Here is a 25,744-nt window from a genome sequence, read left to right on the forward strand (position 1 = left end):
TGTCTCACGATCTTTGAACCGCCTAAAAGATCGCGAAGCAAGCTCGCTCCTACAGGTGCCAGTTACATCCAGCCCAGCCAGCTCCAGTACGTGGCGCCAAACAGCAGCATCAGCAAGTACCCGACCAGCGTGACGATCAACCCGACCTTGGCAAACTGTTTGGCCGTAAACGTTTGCGTGCCCAGGCACACCATGTTTTGCGGGGCGTTGATCGGCAGGATAAAACCGTAGCTCACCACAAAGCCCAGCAACATGGTCATGCCCAGGCGACTGAACTCACCCGGCAGGGTTTGCAGAACGGCAATCAGAATCGGCAACAGCGCCGAGGTCAACGCGGTGGCGCTGGCAAAGCCCAAGTGAATCAAAATCAAAAACGCCCCCAGAATCGCAAAGATCCCCAGCGGTCCGACCTGATCCAGCCCGGTGTTATGCACCACCTGACCGCCCAACCATTGACCGGCCTGGGTCGTCAGCAACGCCGTGCCGAGGCTGATTCCGACCCCGAACACAATCACCGTGCCCCACGGAATGCGCGACTGCACGTCTTTCCAGGTCATCACCCCAAACCGCGGGAGCAACAGCAGCACCAGCCCGGCGTAAGTGATCGAAGTGGTGTCAAAGCTGTGCAACTTGCCTTCTGTGGCCCAGCCCAACAACAGCGCGACGGAAACGCCCATCAAGCGCTTCTGCGGCCCGGTCATGGGGCCCAGTTCGGCCAGTGATTTTTCCACGGCTTCTTTACCGCCCGGGATACTGTCGCTTTCGGGTGGGAGCATTTTGAGCACCACAAACAGCAACACTGCCGACATGATGATCGCCCACGGTGCGCCGGCGACCAGCCAGTCGAGCCAGGTCACCCGTTCGCCGAGCATTTTGTCCATAAAGCCCACGGTCAGCAGGTTTTGCGCGGCGGCGGTTTGAATCCCGACGTTCCAGATACTGGTGCCTTGTGCCACCACAATCATGATCCCGGCCGCGATATTGGAGCGTTTGTCGACGCCGAACGCCAGAATCACCCCCATCATGATCGGTACCACACACGCACTGCGCGCGGTGGCGCTGGGCACCACCAGGCTGAGCAGAATCGTGACGGCAATCGCTCCGATGAGAATGCGCCGGGTGCTGGTGCCGATGCGTGATAGCGTGACCAGCGCGATACGTCGGTCCAGCCCGGTGTGGGTCATGGCGGCGGCGATAAACAGCGCCCCGGCCACCAGCGCCAGCGCGGCATTGGAGAACCCGGTCAGCGCCATGGTGATCCCGGCGTTGGTGCCGTAGATCTTCGACGGATCATCCAGAGTTGGCGCCATGCCAATCAAAAACGCCATCAACGAGGTAATCATGATGGCGCTGGCTTCGTATGAAACGGCTTCGGTGATCCACACCACTACTGCGAATACCAAAATTGCCAGCATCCGATGCCCGGCGACCGGCAAGTCGGCGGGCAACGGCATCAGCAAAACGCCCACCATCGCCAGCACGGCGATGATCAGACCTATGGGGATCTTAACTTTCGCCGTTGTCGGCGGGGTCGTAGCAGGCGCGTTCACGGCCATCTCCTTGTGCTTGAAAACGCATGCAGCATAGGTCAAGGACGGGATTTTCGCGTTGATGCTTGTCAGGGGTTATTGCATTGAAAGCCCCCTCACCTTCTCCCGGAGGTAGAGGGAACTATTTGGGGGATGCTCTGGATTTGGGCGGTCTCAAAAATCAACGTTGAATCTGAAAACACCACACTAAAGCCCCCTCTCCCTCCGGGAGAGGGCTGGGGTGAGAGTCGCTCTGTTTAATGGATTTTGTAGTGAAACGTATTGCGCACTGCCGGCACGGTCACCGCCTGACCATCGACGATCCGCGGCTGATAACGAAACGTTGCCGCCGCCACCAGCGACGGGCGGATAAACGCCGGATGACAATCACCCACCACTTTGGGGTTCTCGACCTTACCCTGCGGTGTCACCGAGTATTCAACCGTGCAATCGCCTTCAATGCCTTTGTCCAGCGCACGCTGAGGATAGTCCGGGGCCTGTTTGCTGATGGGTAAATATTGCCGCACATCCGCCGCCGCGGCTGCGGCCGCCTGTTGCGCACGCCGGGCATTGTCCGCAGCCACACGGGCTTGCTCCGCAAGCTCTTGCTGACGCTGCATCTCGGCCTGTTCAGCACGCTGCTGCAACCGTTGCTGCTCTTTAAGTTGCTTTTGCTCCTCGACACGCTTACGCGCCAACGCCGCCTGTTCCAGTTTGCGCGCCTGTATTTGCGGGTCGGGCTTGGTCACCTCGGGCTTGGGCTCCACTACCGGCGGCGGTGTCACCACTGGTTGGGGCGTGGGCTCAGGCGGCACCGCCACCGGCTCTGCCGGCATCATCACCAGCCGGGTTTTAAGCGTTGACGGTGCTGGCACGGCCATCTCGTGCTCCATGCTCCAGCCCAGCACCAAAAAAGCGATCACCGCACTGTGCAAGGCCACCGTGACCACCACCGCCTGGCTGTTATGCCACAACCGGGCCCAGGATAACGCTGGCGCCTGAGTGCGGGCATCACTCATCAGCGCGGTGCTCATTGCGGGGCCTCTGTGACCAGCCCCAGATTGCTCACGCCGCCTTGCTGCAAAGCGGCCATGGCCTTGACCACGCTGCCATAACCGGCGTCATTGTCAGCGCGGATATACACCTGGGTGTCGCCGTCCTGGGTCACTACGTGCCCGATTTTTGTCTGCAATTCCTCAAGGCTCACGGCGCTGTCGGTCTGGTTTTTGGTGTCCAGCTCAGTGCCCAGGTTCCAGTAGTAACCGCCATCCGCCTTGACCGACAGGGTGAGGATTTTCTGCTGGCTGTCATTGACCAACGCCTCGCTGGCAACCTTGGGCAGATCGATTTTCACGCCCTGGGTCAACATCGGCGCGGTCACCATAAAAATCACCAGCAGTACCAACATCACGTCGATGTAAGGCACTACGTTCATTTCGGCCTTGGGCCCGTGTTTGCGCTGTGGTCGAGCGAGCATCTTCAAACTCCCTGTTATGCGGCGGCAGCCATGTTCCGCGAACCCGGGTTAAAGCCACGGTACAAACGCATCTGCAGTTCGTTGCCGAGGCTGTAATAGCGGGTCAGCAAGGTTTGCCCACGGGCCGAAAAGCGGTTGTAGGCGATGACCGCCGGGATCGCGGCGAACAAACCAATGGCCGTTGCGATCAAGGCTTCAGCAATGCCCGGCGCCACGGTCGACAACGTGGCCTGTTGCACCTGAGACAAACCGATAAAGGAGTTCATGATCCCCCACACAGTGCCAAACAGGCCGATGTACGGGCTGACCGAGCCGACGGTGGCAAGAAACTGCAGGCCTTTTTCGAGGCGCATTTCCTGCTCGGTAATAGCCACGTACAGCGCGCGTTCGATACCTTGCATCAGCCCGTCGGCGTCCATGCCCGGCTGTTGCTTGAGTTGTGTGTACTCGCCGTAGGCGGCGGTAAATACCTGCTCGGCCCCGGCGTCCTCATTGCTCGCCTCACGGCTTTCGCGGTATAGCGCGTTCAGGTCACCCAGTGCCCGAAAACGCTGGATGAACGTCTCAATGTTGCGCTCGCTACGGCGCAGGATGGCGCTGCGACGCACAATCAGGAACCAGCTCAATACCGAAGCGGCGAGCAGCACCAGCATCACGCCTTTTACCAGCAGGCTGGCATCGTTGATCAGACCCCAGATGGTCATGTGTTCCATGGTTGCTTGCATGTTGTAACTCCTGATGACTGTTGATTTAAATACACTCCCCGTGTGAACAGGTCATGGCAGGCGCAAGGCCTTGGCCACTTCACTCCACGGGATGTATTTGAAGTTCTGTGCTTGCTCGGGCATGCGCTTGCGGCCGTCCTGCACCACCAGCATGCCTTGGCTCCAGGGCCCGCCAAGGTTGGCCGAGGTCACTTCCAGGCCATCGGTTTCAGAGGTGCCGTCAATCCCGGCCTCGGCATTCACGCCCACCCGGAACGCACCGCGCAGGGCATACGGCGGCTCGGCATCGACTACCACGTAGCTGTCATTGCCCTGGCTGGAAATCACCAGGTAGTTGTCTTTTTCAGTCTGATACAACGCCAGCCCTTCAATGTCGTCATGCACCGGGCCACCGACCTTGATCACGCTGGTCAACTCGGCCGGTTGGTCGGGGCGTGCATCCACGGCCCACACCGCAACATCTTCTTCACCCAAAAACAGGCGTTGGCGATGGTCGTCAGCAACACACCCTTCAGGCTGGGTCGCCACCTTGAACTGACGCACCAATTCGCCTTCCACCTTGTCGCCGTTGGCGAACAAGCGGTGCTGCAAAAAGGTCCCGTCCTTGTCATTGGCGAAGCTATAGATGTCGCCCGAGGGCGCCTTGAACAGGCACAGCCCGTAGATATCCTTGACCGGCGTGGCGATCTCGCCCACAGCTTTTAGCTCGCCCGAGTCGCGATCAATGCTGAACACGCTCAAGCTGTTGTGATCGCGATTAGTCGCAACCGCCAGGTCAACCGTACGCGAACCCAAGTTAAAGCCCTGACGCACATCGACGTTGTTCAAGCGCCCAACTGGCAAGTGCTGCACACGCTTGCCTTGCAAGTCGTACACCTCAAGCCCCTGCTGTTTGTTGGTGCCCAGCACGCGACTCAACGCCGGGGTGTTGGGGTGGACCCAAATGGCCGGGTCATCTGCCGCATCGCCCTGGCTCATGACCACTTCGGTCTGTACCACCGGCTTGACCACTGGCAACACCGGCGGCAACTTCACCGGTACGGCCTTCCAGTTCAGCGCACCTTGATACAACCGGTTAGTGGCGCCGTCCTGCACCAGCACGTCCAGGCCTTTGGGCGTTTCACGCAGCGCCAGATGCTCAGGCTCCGTCACGCCTTCAAGCGCCAGACTGGCTACCGGCGACCAGCGCTGGCCTTGCTGCTGATAAAGGTTCAACTGCGCGGCCTCAGGGTCCAGCCCGAGCACACCGCCAGGCACCACTGCCAGAGCCCCCGCGGCCTTTTTAACATGGCCGAATGGCTCGACGAGAGCCACCGGCAGGCGTTGCACATCAGACTCGGCATGCGCCGGGTACACCCACCACCCCACATGTTCTTCGTTGACGAACAGTTGCTGCGCCGCATCCTCCACCTGACAGAACTTGGCTTGCGGCGGCATTGGCAGGCTGCGTACCAACAGTGGCGTGGCCAGCTGTTGGCTGTCCGCCGCCACCAGCCATTGCTCGCCCTTGCCCTCTTCGCCCAGGGTAAACAGGTACAGATTGCTCGCCTGATCGCTATACAGGCACAGGCCATCCACCGCGTAATCGCGCTTGGGCAAGTACATCGGCGTCTGCCACGCGCGGGTTTTCGGGTCCAGGCTGAACAGCGCGACTTGCTGCTTACCCTTGTCTTGACTGGCCACCAGCACCTTATCGCCCAAGCGGCGGCTGTCCAGCCCGGCGAACGAGCCGGCGACCTGGCTGAGGGTTTTGCCTTGCGCATCGAGCAGCAACAAGCCATCGCGCTTGCTCACGGCCAGGCGATCGTCCCCCGTCGGCAAGTAACTCAGCACCTGGGCCTTGGTGGCGGTCCAGGGTTGCAGTATTGGCGCAGTGATGGGTGCAGCCTGCACACTGCCTGTGGCCAGACAGGCCAGCAAAGGTAAACGTTTAAACATAAAAGTCATGGTTATGCCGTCCGTTGAAGCAAGGTCTGTCGTCGCTGCCGCAGGCTGCGACTACAGAGCGTTCAATGCGTTAGAAATGGGTAAACGTCAGCCCTACTGAGTAGGTCGGACCGTACTCTTCGTACTGGTTGTTGTAGCGGCGGTTGCCGCTGTAGACGAAGTACGGCTGGTCCGTCAGGTTCTGCGCATCAAAGCTCACTTGCAGGTTATTGGTCAGCGAGTAACGCGCGCTGAAATCCACAAAGGTTTGTGCGTCGACGTGGGTGTCGTGGGCCTTGTCATTGATCCCGGCCAGCTCGTAGAGGTAGGCCGATTTGTAATTGGCCGAGAGGCGCACGCTGAGTTTGTCGTCTTCCCAACCCACCATCAGGTTGCCGACCGTGTTGGACTGGCTCGGCAAGTCGATATCGCGCTTGAGGGTGCGCCCCGACGCGGCGTCGTAGCCTTTAATGCTGGCGTTGGAGCGGCTGAAGGTGCTGTTCGCACCGACGATCACGCCATTCCATGGCGCAGGCAGCCAATCGAATTTCTGCGAGTACGCCAGTTCCAGGCCATACAACTTGGCACTGTCGCCGTTGGCGTAAGAATGCGCCTCGGTGAAGTCACGCCACATGCCAGTGCCGGCCAGGTCATTGTTGTAGACGAAGTTTTTGATGTCTTTGTAAAACAGGAACGCCGACACCGTACCGGCCTGCCCCATGAAGTGTTCAATGCCCAGGTCGAAGTTGCTCGACTCCAGCGGCTTGAGGTTCGGGTTGCCAAACTCGGCCTTGTCATCTTCGATCACAAAACCTGGGGCCAACTGGCCAAAGGTCGGTCGCACCACGGCGTTGGTCCAGGCCGCACGCACCTGGGTGTTTTTCGCCAACTGGTAGCGCGCATGCAAACCCGGCAACCAGTGGTGGTCATTGCGCCGGGTGTGTTGCGCTTCATACACACCATTGCGGATGCCCGTGCCCTTGGCGTCAAACTCGGTGCCCTCGTAGCGCAAGCCGGCAATGAAGCGCCAATCGTCAATGTCCACCGTGTTCATCACATAGGCTGCGTTAATGTCTTCATGCATCGTGAAGTCATTCACCCGCGAAGCCTGCTCGTTGTAAAACTTGTCGCGGTTCAAGCCGCCCAGCAGGTCTTTGATCGCCCCAGCGCTGATGCCTGGACCGTAACGGCCCAGCGAGTAATCCAGTTCGCCCTTGCTGAACTGGCCCAAATTCAACTGCTCATCGCTGAAGCCCAATTTAGAGAAGTTCTTGTAGGTCCAGGCTTCGGTGTCGTTGTCTTTGCTGCGGCGGCTGACCTTGCCGCCGAACTTGAACTGCGAGGCATAGCCATCAACGTCGTAATCGCGTGCCAGGTCCAGACGCAGGTTCTTTTCTTTGTCTTTGGTGAGTTCTTTTTTTACGTCGACTTTGTCGAGCGTGTAGTTGGCCGGGTCATAGAAACCGGCACCGATGATTGGCCGTGGTTTTTCCGAGTCGTACCAGCCGCTGCCGGGAAAGCTCGAATTGCTTTTGAACGTCGCCCCGGAAATGCCCGCCGGAGTATCTTCGCTGGACTCGCTGTAACCGGCCTGCCCGCTCAATGTCCAGAGGCCCAGCGTGCGTTCGCCACCCAACACGTAGGACTGGATTTCCTGGGTTTCATCACGCTGCTTGAGTTTGCGTTTGCCCTTGGCCTTGCCCAACTCGCCTTCGGCTTGCGGATTGGAGAACTCAATGGCATCCGAGTTGCGGATCTCGCTGTCTTTGAAGCGGCTGTACAGCGTGCGCAAGTAGAGCTTGGTGTCGTCGTCGGGCTTGTAGTCGAAATTCAGACCGCCACCGGCGCGCTCACGGGAGATGTCGTACACGCGCTGTTCGAAGCTGTTGAGCTTGGCACCGTCGTTAAAATCCCAGTCACCGGCCGTTTCAACGTTGTCGGAACCAAAATCACGTTTGTTCCAGCTCAGGGCAGCCGCGACACCGAAGTTGTCGATGCCGTCGCCTAGGCTAAAGCGATCACTGATGGCGCCCGACACTTTAGGGCTGGTCTGGTGAGTGTTCTTGTTGTAACCGGCCTGGGTGCTTGCGGTGTAGAACAGCCCGTCATGGTCGAAGGCCGAGAGGCTTTCTACGTCGACCGTGCCGCCCAGGGAATTGGCGTCCATATCCGGGGTCAGGGTTTTGATCACCGAGAGTGACTGCACCAGCTCGGAAGGCAACACGTCCAGCGCTACAGCGCGACGTTTGCTCTCGGGCGACGGCACCAGCGTGCCGTTGATGGTCACGCTATTCAGGTCCGGGCCCAGGCCACGCACACTGACGAAGCGGCCTTCGCCCTGATCGCGCTCGATGCTGATCCCCGGCAGGCGCTGTACGGCTTCGGCAACGTTGGCATCCGGCAACTGCGCGACGCCGTCGGCGTGCACCACGCTCTGGATCGTGTCCGAATTGCGTTGCTGCTTGAGCGCCTTGTCCAGGCTGACCGCCTGCCCAACCACCTCAACGTGCTCGGTGGCACCGGCGTCCGACGCCTCGGCGGCGCTCAGGCGTTCGCTGGAAATGGCCAAGGCCAATGCACTGAACGTAAAGCTCACCCACGGCGTCTTGCTCCGACCCTTGTACATGACTGCTCTCCCCGAATTCGCGTTTAAGGTCAGGCAAATGGCCCGACAACTTGGGAGCGAAAACTAGGGACGCTCAATGACAGTGCCGTGACAGTGTTCGGGCCAAACCCCGGAAATAGAGGCTTTTAAAGGGGTAATCAGCGCTGGATGAGCTGATTTGACCTTTTTCAGACCAAGATCCCGCACGAGCGCGCTTGCCTCGAGAGCTTTTAAAAGACCAAAAGATCGCGAGGCAGGCGCGATCCTGCACAATTCATATCAACGATTTTTGACAGGACACCTGAGCTGATTCGACCCTTGCCCCTCGTAACATCGCTGTCACAGAGCTCTGTTCTGCTGGCCAGCATTGCGTTTGGGAAGACCCGTCATGACTTGGCTCAACATCCTCAAGCACCATCGCTGGAAACTCGGATTGCTGGTACTGGCCGCCAATATCGGCGTGCTGCTGAACCTGGCGTTCGGCACGCCCAAGCACGTTCATGAGTGGCAGTGGCTGGACATTATCGGCGAAGGCGGCACCGCGCTGTTTGTCCTGCTGTGGCTGGTGCTGGTGCTTAAAAGCCGCCCGACTGGGCGGGTCACTGACTACCTGTCGATTGGCCTGTGCTGCATGTTCTTTTCCTGGTGGATGGACGTGCTCGACGAGTTTATCCGCTTGCCCAAACACCTGGGCTGGGACCATTGGCTGGAGTCGGGACCGATGCCGGTCGGGATGATTCTGCTGACCATCGGCCTGTACCACTGGCACCGCGAACAACAGGCCATCAACCAGCAGATGGAAAAGCGCGAGCGCATCTTTCGTGAACATCGCCTGTTCGACAAACTCACCCCGCTGGGCGGTGCCGATTACCTCAAGCGTCAAGTCAGGGATTGCATGGCGCAGAGCCTTGAGCAGCAACAACCGCTGTCATTGCTGGCGCTGGATATCGACAATTTTGCCGCACTGAATCAGCACTATGGTCACGCCGAAGGCGACGCGGTGCTGCAAGCCTTGAGTCAATTGTTACTGCTCAACCTGCGCCGTCACGACTTGCTCTGCCGACTGGCCGGTGACCGCTTTGTAGTGCTGCTGCCCAACACCGGCGAAAGCCAGGCCCGGCTGCTGGCACTGGAGCTGCAACAGGCGGTTCAGAGCCTTGCCCATAAAACACGCCAACATGGCGAACGGGTGTATTTGGCAGCCAGCACGGCGGTGGTCATGGCGCTCAACGAAGCCCCGGATGAATTGCTCAAACGCTTGAACCTCGCCCTGGCGCGGGCCAAGCCGGTCCGGAGTCTGCGGGCATGACGCTCGGCAGCCGTTGGTACGAAGTCGACACGCGCTTCATACCCGGGCATTACCAACCCGCGACCCTGATTGACCTGGCCTTGTCACGGGACATCGACAGCCATCGACTGCTACGCGGCACCGGCTTGTTCTACGACGATATTGTGGCTGGAACCACGCGCCTGAGCCCGCAGCAGTTTTTCGGTCTGATCGCTAATGCCCAGCGTTTGCTGGATGCCGACGACAGCAGCTTCCTGTTCGGCCAACGCTTGTTGCCCGGGCACTACGGCCCGGCCAGCCATGCGCTGCAACAGGCGCAGAACCTGCATCAGGCGCTGGAAACCGTGATCCACCATCGCGCCCTGCTCAGCCCTTTATTGACCCCACGGCTGTTGCTGGATGAGCGCTATGCGTATGTGTATTGGCTGGACAGTTGCGGAGCGCAGGAGCAGTTGCGTTTTGTGCAGGAGGCCAGCATGACCGCCTTCAAGGCCATGAGCCAGTGGCTAAGCGGCGAGCGGTTGCCGTGGGAATGCAGCTTCAGCTACCCGCAGCCGCGCTACGTGGAGCAATACTGGGTGCACTTGGGCGAAAACACCCAATTTGGTTGCCAGCTCGACATGATGCGCCTGCCCCGCGAATACCTGACCCGGGCCTGGCCGAATGCCTCAGCGATTGCCCGGCAGGTTGCCCATCAGCAAGCGCAAAATCAGCTCCACGAACTCGGCTTCGGCGCCAGCCTGCTTGATCGCTTGTACGTGCACTTGCGCGACCAGGCGCAACGCGCCCCCGGGCTGGAAGAAGTCGCCCAGCATTTTGCGATGAGCCAAGCCACCCTCAAGCGCAAGTTGAACAAACACGGCACGCATTTCCAGGCCCAGCAAGATCAGGCGCGCAAACACGTGGCGCTGTACCTGTACCAGATCAAAGGCTTTAGCAACGAAGCGGTGGCCGAGTACCTGAACTTCAACGACCGGGCCAACTTCCGCCGCGCCCTGAAACGCTGGACCGGTTGCACGCCGAATTTGATCCGAAAATTCATGCCCCTGTAGGATCGATCTTTTAAAGATCAAAAGATCGCGAGACAAGCTCGCTCCTACACGTGGGGTAATTTATTCAGCCAGTTCGCTCAACGGGATGACTGCTCATTCCGCCCGAACTTGATCCGAATTTCATGGCCCTGTAGGAGCGAGCTTGCCTCGCGATCTTTCAAGATCAAAAGATCGCGAGACAAGCTCGCTCCTACACGCGGGATATTTTATTCAGCCAGTTCGCTCAACGGGATGACTGCTCTTTGCACCCGAATTTGATACGAAATTCATGGCCCTGTAGGAGCGAGCTTGTCTCGCGATCTTTTAAAGATCAAAGGATCGCGAGGCAAGCTCGCTCCTACACGTGGGTGGTTTATTCAGCCAGTGCGCGCAGTTTGGCCAACTCTTCTGCGCTCAACGGGATGCCGGCCTCCAGGGATTTGGCGCGCTCGATAAAGCGGCGGTCACCCGGCATGCGCTCAAGGCCCACGGCGTGCATCTGGCGTACCAACTCGGCACTGCGCTGGGCAAAGCTGTTACCGCCCGATTTGCTTGGATCAATCACGATCAGCAACTGGCCGGTCCATGGCGTTTGCGCACCCGGGTGTTGTTTCCAGTCGAATTCAAACGAGAAATTGCCGCCCGTCAACGCCGCCGCCAGTAACTCGACCATCATCGACAACGCCGAGCCTTTGTGACCACCGAACGGCAACAAGGCGCCACCGTCTAAGATGGCTTTAGGGTCTTGGGTCGGCTCGCCCTGTTTGTCGACGCCCATGCCCGCCGGCAAAAGGTGGCCTTTGCGTGCCGCAATCTGTACGTCGCCGTGGGCAATGGCGCTGGTGGCCAAGTCAAAGACGATAGGGCTCGCCCCTTCACGGGGTGCAGCGAACGCAATCGGGTTGGTGCCAAACAACGGTTTTTGCGCACCGTGCGGGACCACGCAGGTCATGCTGTTGACCACGCTCAAGGCCACCAGGCCTTCTTCAGCAAACGGCTCGACATCCGGCCACAACGCCGCGAAGTGGTGCGAGTTGCGAATCGCCAACACGGCAATCCCGGCACTGCGGGCTTTTTCTACCAACAACTCACGGGCTGCCGCCAACGCCGGTTGAGCAAAGCCATTGCCGGCATCCACACGGATAAAACCGGACGCCACGTCTTCAACCTTGGGGATGGCCTGGCCATCCACCCAGTTGCTCGCCAGCGACGCCAGATACCCCGGAATGCGGAACACTCCGTGGCTATAGGAGCCATCGCGCTGAGCCCGTGCACAGTTATCGGCCAGTACCTGCGCCACGGCGGGAGAGGTGCCATGACGCACAAAAATCTGTTGCAGCAAAGCGGTCAGTTCGCTGAGAGAAAGCGACTCTATGGCCGATGAGGAGGTAGCGGGCTGAGACATTCTGGCGCTCCGATCTAGTTGTTATTGTCGAGATGCAACTGTAGAGCCACTATCCTGCGATGACAGTTCTCTGTCAATTCTTGACTTAATGTCAGAAAACATTCACTTTCTGCAACGCGCTGAAACAAGAACAGGAAGCAGCCGTGAGTCAGTCGATTAAGCAACGCCTTGAAAGCAGTCTGTCAACCGCCGCGCCTTCGGGTCGGACGATTGCCAGTTACATGCTGGCGAATCTCTACGAGTTGCCGTTTCAGACCGCCGCCGACATCGCCAGCAAGCTGGGTGTCAGCGAGTCCAGTGTGGGGCGCTTCTGTCGCTCGCTGGGCTACAGCCATTTCAAAGAACTCAAAAACGATCTCAAGGACGACCTGGGCGATGGCCCGTGGCTGGTCGGTGATCGTCTGCAAGAATTCCGTCAGCAATCGAGCCAGAGCCCGCAGGCCTTGCCACGCAGTTTTGAGCTGGAAGTAGCCGCGCTGGTCAAGGTTTACGAATACAGCCTGACGCCTGCGTGGCAAACCGTCAGCCAGCGCCTGGCGACACGGCGCAAAGTGTTTGTCGCGGGCTTTCAGACCGAGCGCGGCATCGCTGCCTCCATGGTGCATTTGCTGCAGTACCTGCGCGATGGCGTGCAATTGGTGGATGGCGCTGCCGGGCATTACGCCGACGTGCTGCTGTGCCCCGCCGAGGATTGCGCGCTGGTGGTGTTTGAAGCCCGCCGCTATTCGCGCCACGCCCAGCAACTGTGCCGCAAGGCCCGTGAAGCGGGAATTGCGGTAACGCTGGTGACCGACACCTTTTGCGACTGGGCCGACTCGTGCGCCGATGAAGTGTTCCGCGTACCGACCGAATTCAATCTGTTCTGGGAATCCACCGCAGCCATGCTGTCGCTGGTGCACCTGTTGATCAATGAAGTGTGCAAACAACTGGGGCCTGACGTTGAGAAGCGTCTTGAGGCAACCGCGGCCTTACACAATGAGTTCGTGGGTTACACATCCTCACCCGGATCAAAACAATAAAACGAGGTGCTAGATGAACAACGTCCTTCGCTTTGCCAGTGCGTGTGCAATGGTTTTCGCCGTCGCGGCCAACGCCCAGGCCGACAAGCTGATTATCGCCACGGAAGGTGCGTACCCTCCGTTCAACTACGTTGACTCGGACAACAAGCTGCACGGCTTCGACGTCGATATCACCGAAGAACTGTGCAAGCGCATGGACGCCCAATGCACCATCGTGGCCCAGGACTGGGACGGCATCATTGCCGGTCTGATGGCTAAAAAGTACGACGCTATTGTCGCCTCGATGATCGTCAACGAGGAACGCAAAAAGAAAATTGCGTTCACCAATCACTACTACCGCACGCCGCTGTCCATCGCCGTAGCCAAAGACTCGGACATCACCGATGCCCAGTCCGACTTCGCCGGCAAGACCGTGGGCGCTCAAAGCGCCGCCACGCAAAGCCTGTACGCCGAATCCCACTACAAAAAAGCCGACATCAAGCTGTACCCGACCCTGGACGAAGCCAACAGCGAGCTGGCCAACGAGCGGGTCGATGTGGTGATCGCCGACAAGTTTCCGCTGCTGGAGTGGGTCAATAAAACCGGCAAGGACTGCTGCAAAATCATTGGCGACGTTGACGGCACCATGGATGACGCGTCGATTGCCGTGCGCAAAAACGATGACGCCCTGCGCGAGCGCTTCAACAAGGCGCTGGATGAAATCGTGGCCGACGGCACCTATAAAAAGATCTCGAGCAAGTACTTCGACTTCGACATCTACTAAGTCTTTCGCCCTCTGTTGAGGGCTTCCCTGCCAATCACCCTGCCCTGCGTGCATTTCGCGCGCAGTGGCTGACTATTGTCTTTTTTTGACCGGGGACTCGAGCATGCTCGAACAACTCTCACTTCTCTCATTCGCCAGTGGTGGCTGGGGTTCAGCGCTGCTGGCCGGCTCGCTGGTAACCATTGCACTGGCCTTGAGCTGCCTGCCGATCGGCCTGCCGCTGGGGCTGTTGGTGGCCGTAGCCGCGCGCTCCAAAAGTCGCTGGATGCGCGCCTGGGCCACAACCTTTTCCACGGTATTCCGGGGTTTGCCCGAACTGCTGACGCTGCTGATCATTTACTACGGTTGCCAGATCGCAGCGCAAAAAATCCTCGAGGCCATGGGTTATGACGTGCAGTTCACGATCAACACCTTCGTGGCCGCCATGATCGCTTTCAGCCTGGTGTTTGCGGCGTTTTCCAGTGAGATCTGGCTGGGCGCCTTCAAGACCATTCCCAAAGGACAATACGAAGCCGCCTCGGCGCTGGGCCTGTCTAAATTCACCACCTTTCGCAAAGTAGTGTTGCCGCAACTGGCACGCATCGCCCTGCCCGGCCTGTCAAACAACTGGCTGTCGCTGCTCAAGGACACCTCGCTGGTGTCAACCATCGCGCTGGTCGACCTGATGCGCCAGACCAACCTGGCGGTGAGCGTGACCAAGGACCCGATGCTGTTCTACACCGTGGCCTGCTTTATCTATCTGTTTTTCTCGGCCATTTCCGGGCGCCTGTTCGCGTTTATGGAACGCTACTTCAACCGCCACATACGGAGCGTGCAGCCATGAGCCTGGCGGATCTGCAAAACATGATTCTCGACCCCGAATTGCTTGAGCGCTACGCCCCGCGCTTTATTGACGGGCTGCTGGTGACCGCCAAGCTGGTGGCGATTTCATTCACCCTTGGCGCGTTGCTGGGGTTGGTGATCGCCTTGGGGCGCTTGTCCAATAATCGGGCCGTGCGCAATGTCACCGGCGCCTATGTGTACTTTTTCCGCGGCTCGCCGCTGTTGGCGCAGTTGTTCCTGTTGTATTACGGCCTCGGCTCGTTCAAGAGCTTTTGGCAAGACATCGGCCTGTGGTGGTTCTTCCGCGATGCCTGGCTGTGCACCCTGCTGGCCTTCACCCTGAACACGGCGGCGTATCAGGCCGAGATTCTGCGCGGCAGCATCATGTCGGTTGCACAAGGCCAGCGCGAAGCGTGCAAGGCTTTGAACCTGTCGCGCTGGACGACGTTTCGCAAGGTCGTGCTGCCGCAGTCGCTGCTGGTGGCCATCGGCCCGCTGGGCAACGAGTTGATCCTGATGATCAAGGCCAGCGCCATCGCCTCGCTGGTGACCATCTATGACCTGATGGGCGTGACCAAGATGGTCTTTGCCCGCACGTTCGATTTCCAGGTGTACCTGTGGGCTGCAGTGCTTTATCTGCTGATCGTCGAAATCGTGCGTCGCACCCTCAAATTTATCGAAGGCCGCCTCAGCCGCCATTTGCAGTAAGCCCACTTTCGTTCAAAGGACTTGTTTATGCATTGCGACATTCTCGTTCTGGGAGCCGGCATTGTCGGCGTCAGTACCGCGTTGCAACTCCAGGCGCACGGACGCAACGTTGTGTTGCTCGACCGCGACCAACCGGGCAGCGGCACCAGCCACGGCAACGCCGGGTTGATCGAGCGCGCCAGCGTTATTCCGTATTCGTTCCCGCGGGAAATCTCGCGCTTGCTGCGTTATGGCCTGAACCAGCAATCCGACGTGCGCTACAGCCTCAAGCACCTGCCCAAGGCCGGTTCCTGGCTGATGCAGTACTGGCAGCAATCCGGCAGCAAAGGCCTGGCCAAAGCCACCGAGTCGATGCTGCCGTTGATAGAAAAGTGCGTCAGTGAGCACGACTTGCTGGCAGAACCGGCAGGCATGACCGGGCTCATTCAAGACAGTGGCTGGGTCGAGGTGTACCGCACCCCGGCGGACTTCGAAAAAGCGCAACGCGATGCAGCCGCTCTTGCCCGGTTCAAGCTCAATTACCGGGTGCTCGACAAACAGCAAGTGCACGCCCTGGAACCCGGCCTGCATGACGACGTGCTGGGCGGCATTCACTGGCTCGACCCCAAGACCGTCACCGACCCCGGTGGCTTGACCCGGGGTTACGCCGAGCTGTTTATCCAGCGTGGCGGCACCTTTGTGCTCGGCGATGCCACCCGCCTGCGGGCCACGGCCGGGCAATGGCAGGTCGAGAGCCAAAAAGGGCTGATCGTCGCCAATGAAGTGGTGGTCGCACTGGGGCCACAGGCCCGGGCCATTTTCGAGCCGCTGGGGTACCAGATTCCGCTGGCGATCAAGCGGGGCTACCACATGCATTACGCCGCCAAAGACGGGCATACCATGCAGCACCCGATTCTCGATTCAATCGGCGGGTATGTACTGGCGCCGATGGTCGGCGGCATTCGCCTGACCACCGGCATTGAGTTTGCCGACAGCGATGACCCGATCAATGAAATCCAGCTGCGCCGCTGCGAAGAGCGCGCCCAGCGCCTGTACCCGCTAGGCCCACGGGTGGATGCCGAGCCGTGGTTGGGGCGTCGCCCTTGCCTGCCGGACATGTGCCCGGTGATCGGCCCGGCCAGTCGTCACAAAGGCTTGTGGTTCAACTTTGGTCACGCCCACCACGGCCTGACCCTGGGCCCGGTCAGCGGCCGCCTGCTGGCCGAAATGATGACCGGCCAGACCCCGTTCACCGACCCGACACCCTACAGCGCCGAGCGCTTCAACTGATCTCTGGAGACACGCTATGCAAGTACATTCTGCTTACGTTCACAACCCTGTGTCGCCAGGCACTGATAGCCGCAAGGTGGTGGTGGATATCGCTGGCCTGAACAAGTACTACAGCGCTTTTCACGTGCTCAAAGGCATCGACCTGAAAGTGCGCGAAGGCGAGCGAATTGTGCTGTGCGGCCCGTCCGGCTCAGGCAAATCGACCTTGATCCGCTGCATCAACCGCCTCGAAATAGCTGAGAAAGGCAGCATCCTGGTCAACGGCACCGACCTGTCGCACACCAGCCGTGAAGCGGCCAAGGTGCGCAGCGAAATCGGCATGGTGTTCCAACACTTCAACCTGTTCCCGCACATGAGCGTGCTGGACAACTGCATTCTTGCGCCGATGTCGGTGCGCGGGCTGCCACGTAAAAAAGCCGTGGAACTGGCCCAGCACTTTCTGGAGAAAGTCGGCATTGCCAGCCAGGCTGATAAATACCCGAGCCAGCTTTCCGGTGGCCAGCAACAGCGCGTGGCGATTGCCCGGGCGCTGTGCATGGAGCCGAAAATCATGCTGTTTGATGAGCCGACCTCAGCCCTCGACCCAGAGATGGTCAGCGAAGTGCTGGACGTGATGGTCAAACTGGCAGGCAGCGGCATGACCATGCTCTGCGTCACCCATGAAATGGGCTTTGCCCGGCAAGTGGCGGAGCGGGTGTTGTTTCTCGATGGCGGCATGATCATCGAAGACTCGCCGCCCGAAGACTTTTTCAACGCCCCGAAAAGCCCTCGGGCCCAAGCCTTTCTTGCGCAGATCGTGCACTGACCCAGCGTTGCCGCTGCCGCTGGCCCTTTGCTTTTTATTCAGAAGCGGGGCTGCTGCGCACCTCATCGCAGCCTGCGGCAGCGGCTACAGGGTTTTCATGCAAAAACCACAAGATCAGTAGTGCAACTGCTACGGTCAGGGCGGCCAGGCCGTAGAGCAGCACCTGAAACGCTTGCAGGTAGGTTGCGCCTAACAGGGCCGGTCCCACGCCTTGCAGCAAACGCGAAGCCTGAGCCAGGTCTCCCGTGGCCAGGTATTGCGCCACATCGGCACGCTGTGAGGCCAAGTGGTCCTGGATCAAAAGCGCCAGCACGGCACTGACGATGGCCAGTGAAATGCCCTCGCCCGCGACACGTGTGGTGCCGAAAATACCCGTCGCCATGCCTGCGCGCTCCTTGGGCACCACGCTGATCGACAGCCCGTCCATCAAGCCCCACGGCAACCCCGTGCCCATACCGATCACCAACAAGGGCGCGAGCATGGCTGAAGTGGGTTGATTAATACCCACGCGACTCAGCATCAGCAGCCCGCCCGCCGCGATCAGCAAGCCAATGGCCGATAACACCCGTGGCGAAAACCAATGCGTCAGCACACCGGCCAGGTAAGGCACGATCAACATCGGTAGCGACAAGGCGATCATGATCAGCCCGGTATCGGTTTCACTGCGTCCTTCAATGCCGATCAAACGCACCGGCAACAACACCAGCAAGACGACAAAGCAAAAGCAGGTGGCAATCGGCAACAATTGCACGCCCACAAAACGCGGGTAGCGAAACAGTGACAGGTCGAGCATGGGCCGCGATACACGGCTTTCAATCCGCACAAACAACCACGCACAAAGCAGCGCCCCCAGCAGCATGCCCAGTACCCAAGGGCTGTACCATCCATTGCCCGGCACCAGCAGAATCCCCCAGGTCAGGAGCACCAGCGCGGCCGTGAAGCTCAGGGTGCCTTTGCCGTCCAGTTGACTGGCATGCGGGTCTCTGGATTCCGCCATCATGGGGAGTGCAATCAACAGCGCCAGCGCACCAATCATTGCCCCCAGGACAAACACCGCGCGCCAGCCCAGATGCTCGATCAGCAGCCCGGACAGGATCGGCCCCAGCGCCAGACCCACGCCAAAACTGGTGCCCAACAGACTAAACGCCTGGGTCTGGCTGCGCCCCTCAAAACTGTTTGCAATGGCCGCGCTCCCGCCTGCCAGGGCCGCCGCGGCTCCCACGCCTTGCAGCGCCCGCAAGCCATCCAGCCAGAAGATGTCCGGGGCCAGGCCTACAGCCAGCGATGCGAGGACAAACACGCCAACACCCGAGGCAAAAATGCGTTTGCGCCCGTAGCGATCGGACAAGGTGCCGGCTGCCATCAGCAAACTGCCAAAACTCAACATAAAGGCATTGGTGATCCAGGTCAGCGCCAGGGGGCTGCCGCCCAGGTCGAGGGCGATGGCGGGCGTAGCCAGCGCTCCTCCCGAAAAACTCAGCGGCATGATCAGCGCCGCCGTGCAAACAGCGAGCAACGTCCAGCCTGCAGACGTACGCGGTGTGCGGTGAGAAGACATAGGTAAAACTCCAGCCATTGAGCAAGGTGACGTAAAGGTCTGGAGAAGATAAAAGCGATCCAATTGAAGAAAAACAGGCTATAACTCCGCTCTAACACGACAAAAACTCCTTAATTAAGGCACGTCATGGAAAGTCTGAGTGGTCTGAATGCCTTCGTTATCGCCGCCAAGCTGGGCAGTTATGTGGCGGCCGCCGAGCGCCTGGGCATCTCGCCTTCAGCGGTGGGCAAGAGCGTGGCGCGTCTGGAAGACGGGCTCGGCGTGCGCCTGTTCAACCGAAGCACACGGCGCTTGAGCCTGACTGAAGAAGGCGCGCTGTTCTTCGAGCGCTGCAGCAAAATCATGGAGGAACTCGAAGAAGCCGAGGCCGAGCTGGTTTCATCGCGGGAAGTGCCACGGGGGCGCTTGCGCGTCAGCCTGCCAGCGATCGGTTATCGCATGTTGCTGCCGATCCTGGGCGAGTTCATCCAGCGCTATCCGGAAATCGAACTGGACATGGACTTCAACGACCGCATTGTCGATGTCATTGGTGAAGGGATGGATGCGGTGATCCGCAGTGGCGATTTTGCCGACTCACGGCTCAAGAGCAGGCCGTTGGGGGCCTTTTACTTTGCCCTGGTGGGAGCGCCGGACTACCTCGCGCGTCATGGTCGGCCGCACGAGCCAGAGGATTTGAAAGAGCACGTGTGCCTGCGGTATCGATTCCCCAGCAATGGCCCTTTGCAGGAGTGGGCGTTCACAGGCCGTAGTGACGACATCCTGTGGAAGCGCTCGAACCCGCTGGTGTTCAACAATCTGGAAGCCTTGATTGGCGCCGCCGTGGCCGGTTTTGGCCTCGCCTACGTGCCGAGCTTCACGGTTCAGCAGGCCTTGCAGAACCAACAACTGGAAGCCGTGATGGCTGATCATATCAGCGCACACGGGCGCTTCTCGGTGCTGTGGCCCAGCAGCCGACATCTGCTGCCGAAGTTACGGGTATTTGTCGACTTTTTGGCCGAGCACATGACCCTGGGTTCGCCCAAGGCCTAGTACGCACGCTGTGGGAGCCAGATTGCTCGCGATGCAGGCAACTCGGTCTAGGTACTGCACCTTGTCGCTTCAATCGCGAGCAAGCCCACTTGCACAGAGTGGGCGGCCCCTACTAGATGGATTCACGCACGGTTTACAACTCGGCTGCCAGCCGTGAGCCCTGGTTGATGGCCCGCTTGGCATCCAGTTCGGCAGCCACGTCAGCACCACCGATCAGATGCACGCTCTGCCCTGCCGCCACCAGACCGTCCTGCAGGTCTCGCAATGGGTCCTGACCGGCGCAGATCACGATGTTGTCCACCGGCAATACCTGCGGCTCACCTTCGCCGATGCGGATGTGCAGGCCGTCATTATCGATGCTCAGGTATTCAACGCTGTTGAGCATTTGCACGTGTTTGTTTTTGAGACCGGTGCGGTGGATCCAGCCGGTGGTTTTGCCCAGACCGTCCCCCACCTTGGTCTTTTTACGCTGCAAGAGGAACACCTGGCGCGCCGGTGCATGTACTTCAGGCTTGATCCCGACCACGCCACCGCGGGCTTCCAGCTGTGTATCAATGCCCCACTCACGCCAGAATGCTTCGCGATTCAGGCTGGTGGCCTCGCCCTTTTGCACCAGGAACTCGGACACGTCAAAACCAATACCGCCCGCACCAATCACTGCGACGGTTGCGCCGACCGGCTTGCGTCCGAGGATCACGTCCAGGTAGCTGAGTACTTTGGGATGGTCGATACCCGGAATCGCCGGGGTCCGTGGCGCAATCCCCGTGGCCAGGATGATGTCGTCAAACCCGCCCGCCACCAATTGCTGCACATCCACGCGGGTGTTGAGCTGCAGATCAACCCCGGTGCTCTGCAGCTTGTGCTTGAAGTAACGCAAGGTCTCAAAAAACTCTTCCTTGCCCGGCACGCGCTTGGCCACGTTGAACTGGCCACCAATCTCGCTGGCCGAGTCGAACAGCGTGACCTGATGCCCGCGCTCGGCCGCTACGGTGGCCGCCGACAATCCGGCAGGCCCGGCGCCCACCACGGCGATTTTCTTCACGGCGATGGTCGGCAGGTAGTTGAGTTCGGTTTCATGGCAGGCACGCGGGTTAACCAGGCAACTGGTCAGCTTGCCGCCGAAGGTATGGTCCAGGCAGGCCTGGTTGCAGCCGATGCAGGTGTTGATCTCGTCGCTGCGCCCGGCTGCTGCTTTATTGACGAACGCCGGATCGGCCAGGAATGGACGCGCCATGGACACCATGTCGGCATCGCCTTCGGCCAGGATCTGCTCGGCAACTTCAGGGGTGTTGATGCGGTTGGTGGTGATCAACGGCACGCTGACCGAGCCCCGCAGTTTGGCCGTGACCTTGCTGAATGCACCGCGCGGTACTTTGGTGGCGATGGTCGGGATACGCGCTTCATGCCAGCCAATACCGGTGTTAATGATCGTCACACCGGCCTGTTCCACGGCCTTGGCCAGTTGCACGATTTCTTCCCAGACGCTGCCACCGGCCACCAGATCGAGCATCGACAGACGATAAATAATGATGAAGTTCGGGCCTACGGCCTCCCGTGTACGGCGCACGATTTCAATCGGCAGGCGCATGCGGTTTTCGTAACTACCGCCCCAACGGTCGGTGCGATGGTTGGTCTGGGCGGCGAGGAACTGGTTAATGAAATACCCTTCGGAGCCCATGATCTCGACTCCATCGTAACCGGCACTTTGCGCCAGCATGGCGCAGGTGACGAAGTCGCTGATCTGCTTCTCAATGCCCGCTTCGTCCAGTTCTTTAGGGGTAAACGGGTTGATCGGCGCCTGCAGAGCGCTGGGCGCTACTTGTCGCGGGCTGTAGGCATAGCGCCCGGCGTGAAGGATCTGCAGGCAGATCTTGCCACCGGCGTCGTGTACGGCCTGGGTCACGACCAGGTGTTTTTCAGCTTCCTCAGCGGTACTCAGTTTGGCCGCACCGCTGTACACACCACCTTCGTCGTTGGGAGCGATCCCGCCGGTCACCATCAGCCCGACGCCGCCCTTGGCCCGTTCGGCAAAATAGGCCGCCATGCGTTCGAAGCCACCGGGCTGTTCCTCCAGACCGGTGTGCATCGAGCCCATGAGGGTGCGGTTGCGCAGGGTGGTAAAGCCCAGATCCAGCGGGGCCAGCAAATGCGGATAGTGAGAGGCGGTCATCAGGGGGGATGCTCCGTTACAGGCTAAATCACGGAAAGCGAGGTGCTCATTGGCCCTCGTCGGTTATGACTGGCACAGTAAAGAGACTCCCCGACGCGCTCAATGACCCAAAATGACAAACTCCTAACCTTAATGCGCAGCCCCCCTTGGCAAGCCTGGCCGGGCAACCTACCCTAGTCGACGAATTCTGCACACGGTTACCGCTTTAACACCCATGCGAAAATTATTTGCTTGCACCTTATTGACCGCCCTTGTCGCTGCTGGCGCAGGTTACGCCTACTGGACCGAACAGCGCCCGGCCGGTCATTACCTGTCTGATCTGCGCGTTCAATTGGCGATCAACGAGGGCGCTGATCAAGGGCGCGGTAATTTATTGGGCATCGAGCCCGATCTGTCGCCGCGCGACTTTCAAAGCCTGGACCTGGTGCACTTGAAGCTGGCCGCGTATCTGGACAGCGCCCGCAAAGACGGCCTGCTCAACGATAAAACCGTGGTGGTATTGCCCGAACACATCGGCACCTGGTTGGTGTTTGAAGGTGAGAAAAACGAGCTGTACCAGGCCGCCAACCTGAACGAAGCCATGCACATGCTGGTGCTCAGTCACCCGCTGGCCTTTGCCAATGCCTGGCTGCGCGCAGACGGCGACAGTCGGACCAACGATGCCCACCTGCGCATGAAAGCCCGTCCGATGGCGCGCAACTATCAGAATCTGTTTGGAGGGCTGGCCAAGGAATTTGGCATCACCCTGGTGGCAGGCAGTATTGCCCTGCCCGACCCGCGTATTGAAGACGGCAAGTTGGTCCCCGGCAGCGGCCCGCTGTACAACAGCAGTGTGGTATTTGGCCGTGACGGCACCCCGCAAGGGACTCTACAGCGCCAGTTGTTGCCGACCTACGAAGAGCAAAGCTATATCCAGCCAAGCCCTGATCATCATTTGAATGTGGTTGATACCCCCGCCGGTCGGCTGGGCATCTTGATCGGCAGCGACAGCTGGTATCCCGAACATTATCGGAGCCTGAATGAACAAGGCGCGCAATTGATCGCGGTGCCTGCATTCATCATGGGTAAAAACACCTGGGATCAACCTTGGGGCGGCTACAAGAGCGTTTCGACCCCCAGCGAAATCAGCCTCAAGCCCGGCGAAGTCTCCGAAGGGCAAGCCTGGCATCGCCTGACGCTTACCAGCAGTTTGCCCAGCAGCACTGCCGAAGCAGGCGTCACCGTATTTTTGCGGGGCAAGTTCTGGGACAAACGCAGCTCAGGGCATGGTTTTATCAGCCGCAATGGCCAGACCAACGTGGATAACACAGGTGATGGCGCACGACTGCTGAACGTGTGGCTGTAAGACCATGAAACCCATGCCTATGCGTTTGGGAGACCTTTCGGTCGGATTTGTTGAATCCCTGGCTGAGGCTGTACGCAGTCATGGCCATGATCCGCTACCGCTGCTGGAGCAATATGGACTCGACGCGGCTCGACTGGCGCAGCCTTCGGCCCGTTTGTCGATCCCGCGCTATATGCGCCTGGGGCATGCCGCCATCGCATTGACCGGTGACCCGGGGCTGGGCTTGCGCATGGGCCAATTGAGTCGCTTACCCCAGGCTGGCCTGGCTGGCGTCACCGCGGCCCAGGCTCCGACTGTACGCGAAGCAGCGCGCGCGTTGACCCGTTTTGAGCCGCTCTATGGGTCAAACTATCGCGGCCAGTCGAGCCTGCATGAAGATGCTCAGGGCGCCTGGCTGCGCTTTTACTCCATCAGCCCGTACAACGCCTATAACCGCTTTGTGGTGGACTCGATCATCGCCGGCTGGCTGCAGCAGTTGTCGTCGGTTGCCAATCAGCCACTGCCCTGTGAGCAGATAGATATTGAATTCAGCGAGCCCGATTATGGCGAGCGCTACGCACCGCTGAGCCACGCGGCGGTGAATTTTCGCGCAGAAACCAATCAACTGCGCCTGAGCCACGCGACGCTCGATCTGCGCAACCCTGTGCACTGCCCCAGCACCTGGGCAAGCCTGTTGCAGGTGTGTGAACGCGAACTGGAACAACTGACCCGTACCCGCAGCCTGCGCGAACGTATTACGCAGCTGTTGGGGCCTTTGCTCAATGGCGGCCGGGAACCCGACCTGGAAGAAGTGGCGACACGCTTGAAGCTGCCGACCTGGACCCTACGCCGCAAACTGGCAGAAGAAGGCACGCAATTTCGCGCGATTCTCAATGACACGCGGCGAGATCTTGCCATGACCTATATCCGTGACACGGAATTGGCGTTTGGCGAGATTGCGTATTTATTGGGATTTGCCTCAGCGGAGGCGTTTCAGAGGGCCTTCAAGCGCTGGAACGCGGAAACTCCAGGAGAGTTCCGTCGTCGCCAGCGTCAATTGGCCTGATTCAAAGCTCGGTCGCATCGTCAGCAGACTCAGGGGAGTCCAGTTCCGAGGCTTGGTACTCGAGCAGTTCTTCTTGATAGTCGTCCATGGTTACATCCTCTATAAGCCTATTGATTCAAGTCATGCCAGAGTGGCGCTGGTTTGAGCTTAAGGCGCACGCATGAAGGTTAAATGACACCTTCACGGCCCTTTCCAGCACTGACTTTAAACGTAGCAGACCTCAGAAAATGAGTGCAACTCTTTATTGCCCCGGCGCAGGCTCTGGAACGGCGGGTACAGAGGGTTTTGCCGGCTCGGTTGGCAGTGTGCTGGAGGCCGGGACGACGGGCGCAGGCTCAGCCGCTTTTTCGACCGGCTTCTCGACCGGCTTCTCGACAGCCTTTTCCACCGGTTTTTCAGTGGCTGGCGGCGTCTCAACAGCCGCAGGGGGCACCGGGGTTTGGGTCGGCACGATCGGTTGCAACTCGGCAGGCGGCACCACGGGCTTTGAGCTTGCCGCGTCGACAGTAGGCTCTGCCGCGGGAGTGGCGGCAGGTGCAGACGCAGGTGTTGGCGCTGGTGGCGTGGCAGGGGCTGTCGGTGCCACCACCGGTGCTACAGGCGCGACTGCAGCCGCCGGTGGTTTAGGCGCGGCAGTGTCTGGCATGCCCAGTTCAGCCTTGGGCTTGGGGTCGCCTTGAGTCGGTTTCTTTGCATCCTTGGGCAAGAACACTTCAACCAGTGAGAAATAGCGGTCATAGAAATCGGGGGATGACACGGTTTCGCTGGCGACTTTGACCATGGAATCGTCAGACGAACCGATCGGCATCGACACAGACCCCAACACCCCTACCCCCAGGCTTGCCGAATTATTGACCTTCTTCAGCGCGTAGCGATCGAGCAAGGCGTTGGCAAACATGGTTGCATTGTGCGCCGAACCACCGTCGTCGGCGCAGACCACGTTGAAACTGATCTCCAGGTGGCTATCGCCATTTTGCTGGAAGCTCTTGTGGCCGCTGATCATTTTCGGATCATTGCTGGTGATGATATACCCCTGGCTCAGCAGTGCCCGGCGCGCGGCTTCGCAGGACACCTTGTCGCTTACCGGATAGTTGCGCGAGAACGTGCCTGAATCATCGAAGCTTTCATGATCGTAGATCGTTGGCTTATTCGATGAACAACCTGCGAGGCCGGCCAGACACAAGGCAACTACCGCGGTACGCAAGGAGAAGGACATGGGCATTGA

21 protein-coding genes are annotated in these 25,744 nt (G+C 59.6%); 11 read left to right on the forward strand and 10 right to left on the reverse strand.

All coding sequences use genetic code 11. From position 1 onward, the window contains the following. Positions 1-62: 62 nt before the first annotated feature. The 6 genes from NTD86_RS21890 to NTD86_RS21915 all read right to left on the reverse strand — a co-directional run bounded on the left by NTD86_RS21890 (position 63) and on the right by NTD86_RS21915 (position 8,283). The gene (locus tag NTD86_RS21890) at positions 63-1,550 is read right to left on the reverse strand and encodes an anion permease (RefSeq protein WP_262205397.1); all 1,488 of its coding nucleotides are present in this window, start codon (positions 1,548-1,550) and stop codon (positions 63-65) included. 236 nt (positions 1,551-1,786) lie between these two features. After that, entirely contained in the window at positions 1,787-2,563 is a 777-nt protein-coding gene (locus tag NTD86_RS21895; protein ID WP_262205399.1) for an energy transducer TonB, read from the reverse strand. Then, the gene (tolR, locus tag NTD86_RS21900) at positions 2,560-3,006 is read right to left on the reverse strand and encodes a protein TolR (RefSeq protein ID WP_262205401.1); all 447 of its coding nucleotides are present in this window, start codon (positions 3,004-3,006) and stop codon (positions 2,560-2,562) included. Before tolR ends, NTD86_RS21895 begins: the two co-directional genes overlap by 4 nt. 14 nt (positions 3,007-3,020) lie before the next feature. Beyond that, on the reverse strand, positions 3,021-3,731 hold the full coding sequence (tolQ, locus tag NTD86_RS21905) for a protein TolQ (RefSeq protein WP_262205402.1): 711 nt from the start codon (positions 3,729-3,731) through the stop codon (positions 3,021-3,023). 51 nt (positions 3,732-3,782) lie between these two features. Further along, a complete protein-coding gene (locus NTD86_RS21910; protein WP_262205404.1) occupies positions 3,783-5,678 on the reverse strand; it encodes a phytase in 1,896 nt (631 codons plus the stop codon). Between the two features lie 70 nt (positions 5,679-5,748). Then, on the reverse strand, positions 5,749-8,283 hold the full coding sequence (locus tag NTD86_RS21915; protein WP_262205406.1) for a TonB-dependent receptor: 2,535 nt from the start codon (positions 8,281-8,283) through the stop codon (positions 5,749-5,751). Between the two features lie 367 nt (positions 8,284-8,650). Here NTD86_RS21915 and NTD86_RS21920 point away from each other — a divergent pair, with 367 nt between their 5' ends. Then, positions 8,651-9,571, forward strand: coding sequence for a GGDEF domain-containing protein (locus NTD86_RS21920; RefSeq protein WP_262205408.1), 921 nt, complete (start codon positions 8,651-8,653; stop codon positions 9,569-9,571). Then, a complete protein-coding gene (locus NTD86_RS21925) occupies positions 9,568-10,602 on the forward strand; it encodes an AraC family transcriptional regulator (protein ID WP_262205409.1) in 1,035 nt (344 codons plus the stop codon). The genes NTD86_RS21920 and NTD86_RS21925 overlap by 4 nt, the downstream gene beginning before the upstream one ends. A 352-nt stretch (positions 10,603-10,954) precedes the next feature. Here NTD86_RS21925 and NTD86_RS21930 read toward each other — a convergent pair whose 3' ends face one another. Continuing rightward, positions 10,955-11,986: an Ldh family oxidoreductase gene (locus NTD86_RS21930; protein WP_262205410.1), complete on the reverse strand. Its 1,032-nt coding sequence runs from the start codon at positions 11,984-11,986 to the stop codon at positions 10,955-10,957. Positions 11,987-12,129: 143 nt separating this feature from the next. On the opposite strand from NTD86_RS21930, the gene NTD86_RS21935 reads away from it, so the two are divergent. From NTD86_RS21935 to NTD86_RS21960, 6 genes are all read left to right on the forward strand, one after another. Then, complete coding sequence (locus tag NTD86_RS21935) at positions 12,130-13,005, forward strand: MurR/RpiR family transcriptional regulator (RefSeq protein ID WP_262205411.1); 876 nt, start codon at positions 12,130-12,132, stop codon at positions 13,003-13,005. Between the two features lie 13 nt (positions 13,006-13,018). Next, complete coding sequence (locus NTD86_RS21940) at positions 13,019-13,768, forward strand: transporter substrate-binding domain-containing protein (protein WP_262205413.1); 750 nt, start codon at positions 13,019-13,021, stop codon at positions 13,766-13,768. A gap of 103 nt (positions 13,769-13,871) precedes the next feature. Beyond that, positions 13,872-14,591 carry an ABC transporter permease gene (locus NTD86_RS21945; RefSeq protein WP_262205414.1) on the forward strand — a complete coding sequence of 240 codons (720 nt, stop codon included), beginning with the start codon at positions 13,872-13,874 and terminating at the stop codon, positions 14,589-14,591. Continuing rightward, positions 14,588-15,298 carry an ABC transporter permease gene (locus NTD86_RS21950; RefSeq protein ID WP_262205415.1) on the forward strand — a complete coding sequence of 237 codons (711 nt, stop codon included), beginning with the start codon at positions 14,588-14,590 and terminating at the stop codon, positions 15,296-15,298. The genes NTD86_RS21945 and NTD86_RS21950 overlap by 4 nt, the downstream gene beginning before the upstream one ends. A gap of 27 nt (positions 15,299-15,325) precedes the next feature. Next, positions 15,326-16,567 (forward strand): NAD(P)/FAD-dependent oxidoreductase, encoded by a 1,242-nt coding sequence (locus tag NTD86_RS21955; RefSeq protein WP_262205417.1) that lies wholly within the window; start codon positions 15,326-15,328, stop codon positions 16,565-16,567. Positions 16,568-16,646: 79 nt separating this feature from the next. Continuing rightward, positions 16,647-17,372 carry an amino acid ABC transporter ATP-binding protein gene (locus NTD86_RS21960; protein ID WP_262205574.1) on the forward strand — a complete coding sequence of 242 codons (726 nt, stop codon included), beginning with the start codon at positions 16,647-16,649 and terminating at the stop codon, positions 17,370-17,372. A 34-nt stretch (positions 17,373-17,406) separates the two neighbouring features. Here the strand turns inward: NTD86_RS21960 and NTD86_RS21965 are convergent, their stop codons facing one another. Then, a complete protein-coding gene (locus NTD86_RS21965; protein WP_262205418.1) occupies positions 17,407-18,930 on the reverse strand; it encodes an MFS transporter in 1,524 nt (507 codons plus the stop codon). 126 nt (positions 18,931-19,056) lie between these two features. Between NTD86_RS21965 and NTD86_RS21970 the strand changes: the two genes are divergently transcribed. Continuing rightward, positions 19,057-19,959 carry a LysR family transcriptional regulator gene (locus NTD86_RS21970; protein WP_262205419.1) on the forward strand — a complete coding sequence of 301 codons (903 nt, stop codon included), beginning with the start codon at positions 19,057-19,059 and terminating at the stop codon, positions 19,957-19,959. 133 nt (positions 19,960-20,092) lie between these two features. On the opposite strand, the gene NTD86_RS21975 is transcribed toward NTD86_RS21970, so the two are convergent. After that, positions 20,093-22,129 carry an NADPH-dependent 2,4-dienoyl-CoA reductase gene (locus NTD86_RS21975; RefSeq protein ID WP_262205420.1) on the reverse strand — a complete coding sequence of 679 codons (2,037 nt, stop codon included), beginning with the start codon at positions 22,127-22,129 and terminating at the stop codon, positions 20,093-20,095. 214 nt (positions 22,130-22,343) lie between these two features. On the opposite strand from NTD86_RS21975, the gene NTD86_RS21980 reads away from it, so the two are divergent. Together NTD86_RS21980 and NTD86_RS21985 are read left to right on the forward strand one after the other, a co-directional pair. Then, a complete protein-coding gene (locus NTD86_RS21980; RefSeq protein ID WP_262205421.1) occupies positions 22,344-23,474 on the forward strand; it encodes a carbon-nitrogen hydrolase family protein in 1,131 nt (376 codons plus the stop codon). 4 nt (positions 23,475-23,478) lie between these two features. Next, on the forward strand, positions 23,479-24,519 hold the full coding sequence (locus tag NTD86_RS21985) for an AraC family transcriptional regulator (RefSeq protein WP_262205422.1): 1,041 nt from the start codon (positions 23,479-23,481) through the stop codon (positions 24,517-24,519). Positions 24,520-24,760: 241 nt separating this feature from the next. Here NTD86_RS21985 and NTD86_RS21990 read toward each other — a convergent pair whose 3' ends face one another. Beyond that, positions 24,761-25,741 (reverse strand): DUF2242 domain-containing protein, encoded by a 981-nt coding sequence (locus NTD86_RS21990; protein ID WP_262205424.1) that lies wholly within the window; start codon positions 25,739-25,741, stop codon positions 24,761-24,763. Between the last annotated feature and the right edge of the window lie 3 nt (positions 25,742-25,744).

Source organism: Pseudomonas sp. 7P_10.2_Bac1 (assembly GCF_025465935.1).
Classification (GTDB): Bacteria; Pseudomonadota; Gammaproteobacteria; order Pseudomonadales; family Pseudomonadaceae; genus Aquipseudomonas.

Bases quoted from the DNA above. Each gene is read 5' to 3' on its own strand.
- NTD86_RS21930 (WP_262205410.1), bottom strand. From the start codon at position 11,986: ATGTCTCAGCCCGCTACCTCCTCATCGGCCATAGAGTCGCTTTCTCTC.
- NTD86_RS21920 (WP_262205408.1), top strand. From the start codon at position 8,651: ATGACTTGGCTCAACATCCTCAAGCACCATCGCTGGAAACTCGGATTG.
- NTD86_RS21975 (WP_262205420.1), bottom strand. From the start codon at position 22,129: ATGACCGCCTCTCACTATCCGCATTTGCTGGCCCCGCTGGATCTGGGC.
- NTD86_RS21925 (WP_262205409.1), top strand. From the start codon at position 9,568: ATGACGCTCGGCAGCCGTTGGTACGAAGTCGACACGCGCTTCATACCC.
- NTD86_RS21990 (WP_262205424.1), bottom strand. From the start codon at position 25,741: ATGCCCATGTCCTTCTCCTTGCGTACCGCGGTAGTTGCCTTGTGTCTG.
- NTD86_RS21955 (WP_262205417.1), top strand. From the start codon at position 15,326: ATGCATTGCGACATTCTCGTTCTGGGAGCCGGCATTGTCGGCGTCAGT.
- NTD86_RS21950 (WP_262205415.1), top strand. From the start codon at position 14,588: ATGAGCCTGGCGGATCTGCAAAACATGATTCTCGACCCCGAATTGCTT.
- NTD86_RS21910 (WP_262205404.1), bottom strand. From the start codon at position 5,678: ATGACTTTTATGTTTAAACGTTTACCTTTGCTGGCCTGTCTGGCCACA.
- NTD86_RS21915 (WP_262205406.1), bottom strand. From the start codon at position 8,283: ATGTACAAGGGTCGGAGCAAGACGCCGTGGGTGAGCTTTACGTTCAGT.
- NTD86_RS21965 (WP_262205418.1), bottom strand. From the start codon at position 18,930: ATGTCTTCTCACCGCACACCGCGTACGTCTGCAGGCTGGACGTTGCTC.
- NTD86_RS21980 (WP_262205421.1), top strand. From the start codon at position 22,344: ATGCGAAAATTATTTGCTTGCACCTTATTGACCGCCCTTGTCGCTGCT.
- NTD86_RS21940 (WP_262205413.1), top strand. From the start codon at position 13,019: ATGAACAACGTCCTTCGCTTTGCCAGTGCGTGTGCAATGGTTTTCGCC.
- NTD86_RS21985 (WP_262205422.1), top strand. From the start codon at position 23,479: ATGAAACCCATGCCTATGCGTTTGGGAGACCTTTCGGTCGGATTTGTT.
- NTD86_RS21970 (WP_262205419.1), top strand. From the start codon at position 19,057: ATGGAAAGTCTGAGTGGTCTGAATGCCTTCGTTATCGCCGCCAAGCTG.
- NTD86_RS21945 (WP_262205414.1), top strand. From the start codon at position 13,872: ATGCTCGAACAACTCTCACTTCTCTCATTCGCCAGTGGTGGCTGGGGT.
- tolR (WP_262205401.1), bottom strand. From the start codon at position 3,006: ATGCTCGCTCGACCACAGCGCAAACACGGGCCCAAGGCCGAAATGAAC.
- tolQ (WP_262205402.1), bottom strand. From the start codon at position 3,731: ATGCAAGCAACCATGGAACACATGACCATCTGGGGTCTGATCAACGAT.
- NTD86_RS21895 (WP_262205399.1), bottom strand. From the start codon at position 2,563: ATGAGCACCGCGCTGATGAGTGATGCCCGCACTCAGGCGCCAGCGTTA.